Origin of the sequence: Halobacteriovorax sp. ZH5_bin.2 (assembly GCF_043196375.1) — a bacterium.
Taxonomy (GTDB): domain Bacteria; phylum Bdellovibrionota; class Bacteriovoracia; order Bacteriovoracales; family Bacteriovoracaceae; genus Halobacteriovorax_A.
Map to the genome: position 1 here is coordinate 231865 of NZ_JBEBMJ010000005.1, position 12613 is coordinate 244477.

Here is a 12613-nt window from a genome sequence, read left to right on the forward strand (position 1 = left end):
GAATTATATTGTGTAAAACCACGATGGCAAAATGATGCCGAACAACCCAGAGGCGACCACCACGGGAGCCTTCGGGTAACCAACTTCGCAAATCTCACTACAGCTCGATCCAAAACCTCATCTTCCTCACACCGTCAACTTCAATAATATTCTCAAGCTCTCCACCATTCTTACGAATTGTCTTCTCTGATCCAATATTACCTTCATCACAAGTCACGAGGACTCGTTTAAGGCCCTTAATATTGTCTCTAACGTAGTTTAAAGACTCGGCAAGGATTTGAGTCGCATAACCTTGACGGCGGAAACTAGGGCACACTCCGTAACCTATATGGCCACCAACCTTTAAAAGATGATCATTTAATTCAAAGCGAATAGAAGTACGACCTACAATTCTCCCCTCTTCATTGAAGGCAAAGAGTAAGGCCGCCGGCACATGCTCTTTTGGAATATGAGTCCCCTTTGTAAACTCCGGAGCTATCGAAACATATTTTTCATACTCTCCATTAGCTAGAGTTTCCCAGTAATGGACAAAGTCAAAATTGTTTTCCCAATGCTCATGTAAAGCAGCAAAGAATTCATCTTTATCCTCATGAGCTAAATATCTAAGAGTGATTTTATTCATGTATCTCCTTCATCTTTAGAAGCTCAGCACAGGCTAAGTAAATATCTGCTTGTAAGAGACGGCCTTTTGACTTTAAAACTCGATATATCTCTTCGATAGTAGCAGTTCTCAAAGTACTAGAGTTAACGAAATTAACATCTCCAGTGAAGATGACGGCAGCTGAGACAGGATGAGGAAAGTACTCACGTAAAGGCGTCTCGTATTTATCTTCTAATATCCAGTGCCCAAGCTTATTAATACTTTTCATGCTAATGCCAAGTTCAAGACCTAACATTCTCTCTAGGCCAAAAATAATACTTTCACCATCCTTAAGCTCACCACCAGGATAATCAAGCTTACCATTGTCTTTAACGAGGTATAACCATTCATTACCAACCTTTGGTACAAAGAAAACATTGGTTATAAGAGATTCATCAATAGCTTCTTCTGTTAAGAAAAAGCTACGCTTAAAATGCTCATTATCAACAGATTTTAAAAGAGTACAATACTTAGTCTTATCCATAAGAAAAGTATAACAGAAAGGCCCTCAAAAGAGGGCCCTAATATAAATTGAAAATTATAAATTTGAATTATGCTTTATTGAATTTAATAACTTCAGTTGGACAAGCTTCAGCAGCTTCAAGAATCAGGAGTCCGTTGTCAAGAGGTGCATCTGGACGGATTACACAGTTAGTATCCGTAACTTCAAAGACTTCTGGATAGATACCTTCACAAGCATTACAAACAATACAACCTTCTTCAATCCACACTTTAGAAACTGCAAAGTTTTCTTGAGCAGGAGCACCTGCACCAGCAGCACCAGCGAATTCACCAGCAAATTGTGGATTAGCAGAAATTCTAAGACCTACAGGAATATCTCCTTGAGGAATTGAATCTGCAATAAATGAACGAGTTGTTTGGTGATAGAACATCTTTGGTTTTACATAACCATATTTCTCATTGAATGACTCAACAGTATTCTCAGCACCACGGAAAGCTTCAATAAACTTGCGTCCCTTCATAGTGCGAGATTGCGTAAGGCCATCTTTAGACTTAAGTTCAATTTCTACAGTTGAAGAATCAAGATTCTCAAGCTCTAGAATTTCTTTAAAAGCAGGACCCATCTTAACTTCGATACCGAAGTCTGAATCTTGAACAGCAAAGTCACTTGAAACAGTAACTTGTGTTTTCTTACCAAATGGGTTGAATAGCCTAACAACAACATGATTGAATCTTGCAGGCTCTCTCGAATTATTCCAACGGTAACCAAAAGCAAAACTTTCATCGTCTGAAGACTTTAGAACTTCAAACTTCGACTTCCCAAATAGGAAGAAGAATGAACCTGAAAGAAGGCTTAAAACACCTAGTTGGACAACCATCCCTGTTACAACTAATAATGCAATAGCTAATGCAATTAAAGTAGTATTCACTTTATCTCCTTAAATTTCACTTGTAATTTCCTAGAGTATAGCACGAATTAAAATTATTCGTCTAAGGAATTACACATAGTTAAATCGATTTTATCTAACGCGGCAGGACTAAAACCTACACAGCTTTTAATAAGACCACCATTAGCAGCAGCAAGCCCAAGTGTTTGATTTTGCGATCTTATCCAATAGTGTCCATCGGCCACTTCCATTTTTAATGTTTGGCCATTTATAAATCGAAGCGCTGTGGCCTCATCTAATTCCAATTTTTCAAAGCCAATAAGTTCAGTAATTGGATTTGTATAATTCAATAAAAACTCGTTAGCATCGAAATTTTCATCATCAAATATAGATAAATCAATACTGTTCTCTAAATCAATACCGGCCGAATTAGTTCGTCTTAGATCTTCTAGAGCACCTCTTGTTCCAAGCTTTTTAGCAAGATCATCAAAAAGAACGCGTATGTAAGTTCCAGAAGAAACACAAACTCGAAAAGTAACTTTTCGTCCTTGAACTTCTAATAACTCAACTTCATGAATTTTTCTTTCTACTGGTGGTTTTTCAATAAAGACACCTTCACGGGCCCACTCATGTAATGCCTTCCCTTCATGCTTAGTAGCAGAAAAAGCCGGAGGGCTTTGCATATACGGGCCAACAAATGATTGAAGTTCTTTATTTACTTGCTCAAAACTTACTTCAGAGAAGTCCAATTCTTCTATCGTTCCTTCTTCAGTATCAAAGTCACCAGTTGGAGAATTAATACCAAGGACTCCTGTTGCGATATATTCTTTAGAATCAATTTGCGTGTATTGATTGAGTCTTGTCGCAGGCCCAATACCGATAACGAGAAGACCTGTCGCAAATGGATCAAGAGTTCCAAAGTGCCCGATCTTTCCAATATTTTTCGGAAGGTTTCTTTTAAAGCGTCTAATCACATCAAATGATGTCATCCCTTTTGGTTTGTCCACTTTAAAAAAGAAAGGCCCAAAGATTGGGCCTTTAAATTTCTTATTTCTTGAAGCCATTAGAAAGACTTTCCTTTATCTTTTTCAGATTGCAGAAGTTTTTCAATCTCCTGCTCATCTTCAAACTGAGAGTCATACTCTGCAGTTAAAGAAGGCGTATGCCTTACCTGTAAAGTCTTAGCAAGGTGACTTCTGATCTTACCTAAAGAAGCGTCCATCGCCTTAGCAATATCACCTCTTTTGGCCGGATCAAATGTATCCCAAAATAACTTTGCCGTAGAAAAGTCTGGGCTTATTTCAACTTTTGTAATCGAACAAAAAGTAAACGCTGAATTATCTAGTCCACGACGAAGTAATTGGTTTACTTCGTTCTTAATTTGTTCTTCATACTGAAGTTTTTTCTTATTGCCACTCATGACATCTCCAACCGAATTAAAGAATTGGTGAGTCTGCTGTTAAAACATCCTCAAGCTTACGTTTCTTTTCTTTCAGTTTATATGCTTCGAATAGGTCGCCAACTTTAATGTCATCATAGTTCTCTAAGCCAACACCACATTCGTAACCATTCTTAACTTCTTTAACATCGTCTTTAAATCTCTTAAGTGAAGACATCTTACCATCAAACATGATCTTACCTTCTCTAAGAAGACGAACATTACAACCAACTTGGATATTACCGTCAACAACAACTGAACCAGCAATCGTTCCAATTTTTGGTACAGAGAATGTATCACGTACTTCTGCGCGCCCGATATACTCTTCAGTAAACTCAGGATCAAGAAGACCTTCAACAGCAAGTTTCACATCATTGATTAGTTCATAGATGATTGAGTAAGTCTTTACATCAATTCCATACTGCTCTGATAATTTACGAGCAGAAGTTGATGGTCTCATATTAAACCCAAGAACGAAGGCACCTGAAGTATTCGCAAGTTCAATGTCAGAATCACTGATTTGCCCCACACCACCACGAATAACTTTTACCTCTACTTCTGGATTTGAAATTGTTTCAATAGCAGACTTGATTGCTTCAAAAGAACCTTGTACATCTGAACGAATGATAAGATTAAGATCTTTCTTTTGTCCTTCTTCAGTAGCAGCAGTAGCAAAGAAGTCTTCAAGAGAAACTTTTGGCCCTTGAGTTTGAGCAGCTGCTTCAATTCTTATTCTTTCATCAATACGGTTTTGAGCAATTTTCTTAGCTTCTCTTTCGTTTTTAACAACGTTAAGAGCATCACCTGGAGAAGGAGCTTCACCTAGACCAATAATCTGGACAGGCATTGAAGGACCTACTTTCGCATGTTGCTTACCTTTGTGATCAGTTAGACTTCTGGCACGTCCGTAAGTCTCACCAACAACGATTGAGTCACCTTTTTTAAGTGTTCCTGTTTGAACAAGAACAGTTGCAACTGGACCACGTCCATGTTCAACTCTTGATTCAATAACAACACCTTCGGCAGGACCTTTCGGATCTGCTCTAAGTTCCATAATTTCAGCTTGTAGAGCAATTGCCTCTAGAAGCTCATCAACACCGTCTCCCTTAAGAGCAGAGATGTGACAGAATTGAGTTTCCCCACCCCATTCTTCAGGAGTGATACTAAACTCAGTTAGAGCTTGTTTAATACGATCTGGGTTAGCACCTTCACGGTCCATTTTGTTAACCGCTACAATCAATGGCTTACCAGCAGATTGAATATACTTAATTGATTCAACAGTTTGAGGCATTACACCATCATCTGCTGCAACAATAAGAATTACGATATCTGTAATATCAGCACCACGCTGTCTCATAGCACCAAAGGCCGCGTGACCTGGAGTATCTAGGAAAGTCAGCTTAGAGTCCTTAACGTCTACCGAATAAGCTCCAATATGCTGAGTGATCCCACCAGCTTCGCCAGCAGCAATCGATTCATTTCTAATATAATCAAGTAAAGTTGTCTTACCGTGATCAACGTGACCCATAATCGTGATAACAGGAGCACGTAGCGGAAGCTTATTAAGTTGCTCTTCAGAAAGTTCTTCTTTCCCAAGTGCTGCATCCTCATCAAACGATTGATCTTCTACTCTGTAGTCATATAAAGCTGCAATTTGCCCAGCTAATTTAAGACCAATATAATCACCATTTCTAACAAGTAGATTGAGATCGAGACACTTATCAATCATATCCTTAAGCTTTACCGAAAGTTTCTTAGCTAATTGCTCAGCATAAGCACCACCGTGTAGCTTAATGATTCTCTTTGCTTCTTTTACTTCTGTAATTTCAGTTGACTTCGAAGGTCCCGAGTATTGACGCTTTCTCTTAACTTGAGTGTACATTGGACGTCCAGTACCTTGAAGAGAAGAGTAAGATTTAAGCTCGGTTGTTGCACGCTCTTCGTTAAGAGCTTGCGAACGATTAACCGTCTTCTTCGCACTTAACATTGAAGCAAGACCACTTAGACGATTCTTGTCCTTTTTCGCTGTACGATCTTCATCACTTCCAACAGGACCAACTTTAGCATTAATATCATCTGCAGCTTTTTCGTCTTTACCAGCAGCTTTCTTCGCTTTGCGAGCAGCGGCTTTCTCTTTATCTTCCTTAGTTGGAGCAGAAACAATTCTAAGACCAAATGGCTTACCATCTAAAGTCGTCGACTCTTTCTTTTCCTCTTTTTCCTTAGGAGCATCTTCTATAGTCTTAGCTTCAGTAGAAGTTTCTTCTTTCACTTCCTTAGCTTCAACTTCAATCGTTTCTTCTTTTACCTCAGGAGTCTTCGGCTCTTCCATTACAGGAGTACTTACAGACTCTTCAGCTTTCACTTCAACAGCTTCAGAAGATTCGTTTACAGCTTCAGTGTTTTCATCATCAGAAGTTGCCTCCGAAGACTTTGATGAAGCTTTACGACGTACAACAGTTTTCTTTTTACGAGTAACCGTTTTCTTAGCAGGCTTATCTTCCTCGCTCTCACCGTCAGCTTTTGCTGCAGACTTCTTTCTAACTGTCGCCTTTTTCGCAGCTTTCTTTTTGACCGTCTTCTTCTTAGTTGCCTTCTCAGCAGATGCTTTTTCAGCACTTGATCCAGCAAGTTCTTGCCACTTAGTAATATCTTCATCAGATAGTACAGACATGTGGTTTCTTACTGAGAATCCGTGAGACTTCAGCTCTTCTACGAGGTCTAGTGGCTTCTTTCCGAGTTCATTGGCCAATTCAAATATTTTCTTAGGCATTTTTTCTCCGTAGTATGACTACACTTTTCTATTTTAAAATTACTTAATTTTAAATGCAGCTAATTCTTCTCTTAATCTTCTTTCTGCTTCATTAAATTTATCAGCACCTTCCTCATCCTGATCAGCACCTTCTTTATTAATAATACCTAGGTACTTAGGAACTGCAGAAGCAGATACTAATTCTTCTTCACCTTCAGGTTGAAGCTCAATTGCCCCTTCTTCAACTAGCTTAGCTGCTTCATCAATTGCGGCTTGAGCTGCAGCAGCATCAACACCGGCCATTGAAGCAATCTCTTCAGCAGGAGTTGCCATGAAGTCACCAATTGCCATGATACTATTTTGAACAAGTACTTGTGCCATAGCATCTGTAACAGATGGGATTTGAAGTAGGTTTTCAACTGCTTTATTAACTTTTTCTTGAAGTTTAGACTTCGAGATAATGTTAATATTATAACCAGATAGCATTGCTGCTAGACGAACGTTTTGTCCACGACGTCCAATTGCAAGTGATAACTGATCCTCTTCTACGATAACGTCCATTGATTTAGAATCGTGATCGATAGAGATATTTTCAATTTCAGATGGTGCAAGAGCAGCGATTGCAAATGTTGCCAGATCATCATTCCATCTTACGATATCAATTTTTTCACCTTGAAGTTCATTTACAATATTTTGAACACGTGATCCTTTCATACCAACACAAGCACCTACAGGATCAATATCTTTATCTACTGACTGAACAGCAATTTTAGCTCTTTGTCCTGGCTCTCTAGCAGCAGATTTGATTTCAATAGTACCGTCTTGAATTTCAGGTACTTCTATTTCAAATAGCTTTACAAGGAACATAGGAGAAGTTCTTGATAGTCTAATTTCAGGCCCACGGTTAGTCATAACAACTTCCGTTAAGAATGCTTGTACTCTGTCACCTGGGTTGAATTGTTCACCTGGAATCAGCTCTCTTCTTGAAAGAACAGCGTCTGCTTTTCCAAGGTCAACGATTACATTTCCACGCTCATATCTTCTTACAATACCTGTTACAAGATCACCTTGTCTGTGCTTAAACTCAGAGAATAGAATCTCTCTTTCAGCATCACGAACCTTTTGCATGATGATCTGACGTGCAGTTTGAACATCAACACGAGTAAAATTAGGGTTTTCAATCTTAATACCTAATTGATCACCAATTTCAACATCTTCATCAAGTTCTCTAGCATCACCTAGATTGATTTCAATAATTGAATCTCTTACTTCATCAACAACGTTCTTATATTGGAAGATCTCTACATCGTCATCATCTTCATTATAACGAGTCTCGTACTCACCCTGGATACCAAACTTCTTTCTTGCTGTTACTAAGAAAGCTTGTTCAATAGCGTTTACGATAATTGTCTTATCGATCCCACGGTCTTTTCCTAAAACATCAATAATCTTACTTAATTCTGAGAAACTCATTTTTCACCTCAAACAATTACACTTCTGGTTCAAGTGCGATCTTATTAATATCATTTAAGTTTAATTTTAAATCAAAATCACTATCGAGAGTCACATCGATAAAGTCATCACCAAAGCTATTTAGAACACAAATAATCTTTTTGGTACTTGCTGTCTTTTTATCAAACTTTTCACCTGGGAAAAGTTCACCAAATTTTTTATTCAATTGAACTAAAATACGCTCACCGAGACTTAACTCTAGATGCTCTCTAGTTTTTATTTTTCTAAACATTCCTGGTGAAGACACCTCTAGAACGATATCATCAGGAATCCATTCAAGTGCTTCCATTGGCTCACTAAAAGCGCGGTCAACATTTACACAGTCCTCGATAACGGCCGTCTTAGTTTCTTTATTCATAATATAGACACGTAGAGTTTTAGAGCCTTTGATATATTCCATATCGTATAGAAGATAACCTTCGCCACTTACTACTTCTTGAGTAAGTTCATAAAACTTTTGTTCCATACCTGAATAAGAGATATCTAAATCCATTAAACGCATCCCATATGCTTTTAAGAAAAAGCCTATAAAAATAAAAAAAAAGGGTAGCCCTAAAAGTCTACCCGATTATATCTTGTTAAATATTTAACTAATCGTTATTTACTCAAAAATTGAAAAAACTTTTCTAATTTCTAAGTACTTATTAATTATCAAAGATTTTGAAATCTTGTCAAGGTTTGTCATTGATAACTTATGAAAACAACTTCAATTTACGACCATCTGCATTGTAACAGCATTGCTTCCATCTGCATAGAAATTCTTCTTTAAATGAATTTTCGAAAGTCCCAAAGCTTCATAAAACCTGATGGCACCTTCGTTTGAAGCTTCAACCTCAAGGTAAACCTGAAATGTTTGGCCACCAAAAGCTCTCTGACAATGACTCACCATGTCTTCAAACAGCTTCTTTGCTATAGAGCGTCTTCTAAAGTCAGGATGAACAATTATTTTGTATAAATGGCAAAAATCTGGAGCGTTCACTTCAAAAACACAAATTCCTTGAATTTCATCTTGTCCGGCCCATATGCATGAGATCTCACGTCCACTCGATGCCAAACTAAGCCAACTCTCTTTTGTCCAAGGCCAATTAAAGAAACTTGACTCAAACTTCGCCAGTTCCTCGATTTTAGGCCGTTCAATATTAGAAAGTAAATTTTGATTAGAACCACTCATGATTATAGAAATAGTCTCGCATTAATATTCTTAAAAACGAAATCTTTATATTCAATGACTTGTGAAGAAGCTTCATCTAACTTTCTAGATTCAACAAAACTACTATACCTCTTCTTAAGTTCTTTATTGGTGTTGTAGATTTCATATACTTTTGCAACCAGATCTTTTGAGATTTTGCATTTTCCTAACTTAGGATTATCCATGTACTCGTTTTCAAGATTTAATGACTTTGATAAAACTAATGCTCTTAAAACCAAGTCTTTTTCGCCAGCAACTAAATTTCGTGGGCCAATCTCTACTTGCTCAAGTCTTGAACTCAATCCAGACAACTTTTCGATATAATTATCCTTGCCTATTAAACAGAGACTTTGATGATACGCTTTTAAAAGTTCATTGATATTATGGCCAAAATAAATCTGCCCATTAACAGAGAAAAGGGCCCTATCTTTAAGGGCCCATATATTCATCATAAATATTGAAATAAGAATAAATCGCATTAAGTATAATGCTAATTAAACTGGAGAACTAATGTCAACGTTCGCAACAGCTTTACCAGCAGTAAGCTTTGTTTCCATTTGATAACGGATCTTAACATCAGGGTTAAAAGTATATCCGTCTTTACCACGAATAATGTACTTTCTTTTCGTATTACTGTTATCCTTAGGCTCAATTAGCTTTCTCAAACGAGAGATTGACGTGTAGATAAGCTTGTCGTGAATAAGTGGGTTGTATTCATCTTTCCAAATCTCACGTGCTAAATCTTCTTTGTCATAAAATGAACCACGATTCTTAGCAAGTAAGAAAAGGATCTCAAGAAGAACAAAGCGATGCTTAAAGTCAATCACACCAATATTCTTTTCTTTTACTTTTCTATTATTACGATCAAGGTAGATATCAACACTTGAATCATTTACTTCATGAATTTCAGCATCAAGTACATTAGTTAGACGTTTAAAAGTTGTTGAATCAACAGCTTGTTTTGCAAGGTTGTAATAAAGCGTTGCTCTATCATAGTCGCCTTTTACTTTTTCAACCTGTCCAATCCCTAAAAGGATATAACCATAAAGGTTCCAACATTTCTTATTTTGAAGAGTGATATTTGCAAGATTAAAATGCTTTAAAGAAGCTTCTACGTCACCCTTAGCAATAAGGATTTTTCCGTAAGTCATATGCATTGATCCACCAAGATATTCCTTATTAATGATTTTTAATAAGTTATCTAGTTGGGCCATATAATCAAGAGATAGATCAAATTCACCTCTATTATAAGCATTATTAGCAAGGGCCAATAGGCACTTCGAATGAAGATCTGGATCGTTTTCTTCTTTAGATTTATTATAAGAAAGCTCTAAGTCGCTAAACGCACCTGCAAAGTCATTTCTATATGATTTAATCAAACCAGCGTAATAGAAATACTCAGCAGAAAGACTTCCTAAATTCATCTGTAAATCGTTAATGATATTCTCACTTTGATTTACATACTTAGCAGCTTTTTCATCTTCTAACTTCTCCGCTGCAATCCTAATAAGAAAACTTAGAATTTTTAAAACGCGATAATTATCCTGAGGACACTCAGCACAGTCGATGGCCTTTAAGAAGTTTACTTCGGCCTTATTAAGATCGGCCTTATCATAATGAAGCTTTCCAAGTTGATAATATGCCTTACCAACTTCTAACTTAGTCAAAATATCTTGCGAAGGAATAAGCCCTTCCCCATGACCAAGAAAGCCTAAAACTTCAGTCTTAAAGCCGTCATTTACTTTATTTCCAGATTCTTGTCCCCCGACAATCTGCATATCAACTCCCTATTTCTATTCTGCTGTGAGAATTTTGTGGAATCTTACCACAACATGTTCATAACATGTCATCACGCTGCCCGTCAAAACTCTTTACAATAACTAAAATAATTACATTCAAAATATTGATGAACCCTTTAATTATTTGATATTATGGGCCTTTAAAGTAGGAATTATTCCAAAATTTTATGGAGATTACATGCCCAAGTACGATTTAGACACAATCAGACACTCGAGCGCCCACTTAATGGCGCAAGCAATTTCAAGACTTTACCCGGATGAGAACGTTCAATTTGGCGTTGGACCTGTTATTGAAAATGGCTTCTACTACGATATTCTGATGGATCGAACCCTGGGCGAGGAAGATCTTCCAAAAATAGAAGATATGATGAAGACAATCATCAAGGAAAAGCTCCCTATTGAAAGAAAAGTTATGACAAGAACTGAAGCAGTTGAGTTCTTCAAGTCTCAAGGTCAGCAACTTAAAGTAGAGCTTATTGAAGCAATTCCTGAAGATGAAGAAGTTGGCTGCTACTCTCAAGGCGAGTTTATTGACCTTTGTCGTGGGCCACACGTTGAAAATACAAATGACCTTCCACAAGGATTTAAACTTCTAAGCATCGCTGGCGCATACTGGCGTGGAGATGAGAAGCGTGAAGTAATGCAAAGAATTTACGCGGCCTCATTCCAAGACAAGAAACTTCTTAAACAACACCTGATGATGCTTGAAGAAGCAAAAAAGCGTGACCACAGAAAGCTAGGTAAAGAGCTGGAGCTATTCCACTTTGAGCCTGTTGCTCCAGGTGCTCCGTTCTTCATGCCTAAAGGAACAATCGTTATTAACGAACTTGTTAACTATATTAGAAGACTATACCGTATCTACGAATACGACGAAGTAATCACTCCACAGATCTTAGATAGCTCTCTTTGGCACACATCTGGTCACTACGAGCACTATAAAGACGATATGTTCTTTTCTAAAATTGATGATCGCGAATATGCAGTAAAGCCAATGAACTGCCCATGTCACATGCTAATGTTTAAACACTATAAATATAGCTACCGTGATCTTCCTCTTCGTTATGCAGACTTTGGACGTCTTCATAGAAACGAAAAGGCCGGTGCTCTTGCAGGTCTAACTCGTGTTCGTTCATTCTGCCAAGATGACGCCCACATCTTCCTAGCACTTGATCAAGTTCAAGAAGAAATTCAAAGAACAATGAAGATGATCTTCACTGCTTACGAGCTATTTGGTTTTGATAATATTACAGTTAACCTATCAACTCGCCCAGAAAAGAAAGCTGGCGATGATAAGACTTGGGATATTGCAGAAAACGCACTTGAGGAAGCGCTAAAGGCTTCAGGTCACGATTATGTAATAAAAGAAGGTGACGGTGCATTCTATGGCCCAAAAATTGATATTGAAGTAGCAGATGCGATTGGACGTAAGTGGCAACTAGGAACAATTCAACTAGACTTTCAACTACCAGATCGCTTTGACCTTAAGTTTACAACAGCAGATGGTGGAGAAGAAAGACCAGTTGTTGTTCACCGTGCCCTACTTGGTTCACTTGAAAGATTTTTCGGTGTTTACACTGAGCACGTTGCGGGAGTTTTCCCATTCTGGCTAGCGCCTGAACAAATCGTTATTGTACCGGTTAATAATGATGCTCATGGTGAAGCGGCCCACAAACTTAAAGATCAGTTATTTGCACAAGGTTACCGTGTAAAAGTCGATGATCGCAATGAAACAATGGGATATAAGACTCGCCAAATTCAAAAGTCTAAAATTCCATTCATGTTTGTTATCGGTGATCGCGAAATTGAGAATAATGCTGTAGCAGTTCGTAAGCATGGTGCGAAAGGTTCGTTCAATTGGACGAATGCAGAAATGCTTGAGAAACTAGCAGCACTAGATAGTTTAAAATACCCTAAAGCATAAGCTTTAGGGTTTT

12 protein-coding genes are annotated in these 12613 nt (G+C 37.7%); 1 reads left to right on the top strand and 11 read right to left on the bottom strand.

The features are described from left to right. Positions 1–97: 97 nt before the first annotated feature. The 11 genes from ABMA76_RS13755 to ABMA76_RS13805 form a co-directional block, all read right to left on the bottom strand. Positions 98–622: a GNAT family N-acetyltransferase gene (locus ABMA76_RS13755; RefSeq protein WP_392911969.1), complete on the bottom strand. Its 525-nt coding sequence runs from the start codon at positions 620–622 to the stop codon at positions 98–100. Next, positions 615–1124 (bottom strand): hypothetical protein, encoded by a 510-nt coding sequence (locus ABMA76_RS13760; RefSeq protein ID WP_393061885.1) that lies wholly within the window; start codon positions 1122–1124, stop codon positions 615–617. The genes ABMA76_RS13755 and ABMA76_RS13760 overlap by 8 nt, the downstream gene beginning before the upstream one ends. Positions 1125–1191: 67 nt before the next feature. Then, positions 1192–2031 carry a ferredoxin gene (locus ABMA76_RS13765; protein ID WP_392911973.1) on the bottom strand — a complete coding sequence of 280 codons (840 nt, stop codon included), beginning with the start codon at positions 2029–2031 and terminating at the stop codon, positions 1192–1194. A gap of 53 nt (positions 2032–2084) precedes the next feature. Then, entirely contained in the window at positions 2085–3053 is a 969-nt protein-coding gene (gene truB, locus ABMA76_RS13770) for a tRNA pseudouridine(55) synthase TruB (protein ID WP_393061887.1), read from the bottom strand. Further along, entirely contained in the window at positions 3053–3409 is a 357-nt protein-coding gene (gene rbfA / locus ABMA76_RS13775) for a 30S ribosome-binding factor RbfA (protein WP_392911977.1), read from the bottom strand. Before rbfA ends, truB begins: the two co-directional genes overlap by 1 nt. A gap of 16 nt (positions 3410–3425) precedes the next feature. Next, on the bottom strand, positions 3426–6200 hold the full coding sequence (gene infB / locus ABMA76_RS13780; protein WP_392911979.1) for a translation initiation factor IF-2: 2775 nt from the start codon (positions 6198–6200) through the stop codon (positions 3426–3428). Between the two features lie 39 nt (positions 6201–6239). Further along, entirely contained in the window at positions 6240–7652 is a 1413-nt protein-coding gene (gene nusA / locus ABMA76_RS13785) for a transcription termination factor NusA (protein ID WP_392911981.1), read from the bottom strand. A 16-nt stretch (positions 7653–7668) separates the two neighbouring features. Then, positions 7669–8184, bottom strand: a complete 516-nt coding sequence (rimP, locus tag ABMA76_RS13790; RefSeq protein ID WP_392911983.1) for a ribosome maturation factor RimP — start codon at positions 8182–8184, stop codon at positions 7669–7671. 213 nt (positions 8185–8397) lie between these two features. Next, positions 8398–8862 (bottom strand): GNAT family N-acetyltransferase, encoded by a 465-nt coding sequence (locus tag ABMA76_RS13795; RefSeq protein WP_393061889.1) that lies wholly within the window; start codon positions 8860–8862, stop codon positions 8398–8400. Positions 8863–8864: 2 nt separating this feature from the next. After that, the gene (locus ABMA76_RS13800; protein ID WP_392911987.1) at positions 8865–9332 is read right to left on the bottom strand and encodes a hypothetical protein; all 468 of its coding nucleotides are present in this window, start codon (positions 9330–9332) and stop codon (positions 8865–8867) included. A 42-nt stretch (positions 9333–9374) separates the two neighbouring features. Continuing rightward, complete coding sequence (locus tag ABMA76_RS13805; RefSeq protein ID WP_392860280.1) at positions 9375–10658, bottom strand: winged helix-turn-helix domain-containing protein; 1284 nt, start codon at positions 10656–10658, stop codon at positions 9375–9377. Positions 10659–10857: 199 nt separating this feature from the next. Between ABMA76_RS13805 and thrS the strand changes: the two genes are divergently transcribed. Continuing rightward, on the top strand, positions 10858–12600 hold the full coding sequence (gene thrS, locus ABMA76_RS13810; RefSeq protein ID WP_392911989.1) for a threonine--tRNA ligase: 1743 nt from the start codon (positions 10858–10860) through the stop codon (positions 12598–12600). Positions 12601–12613 lie beyond the last annotated feature (13 nt).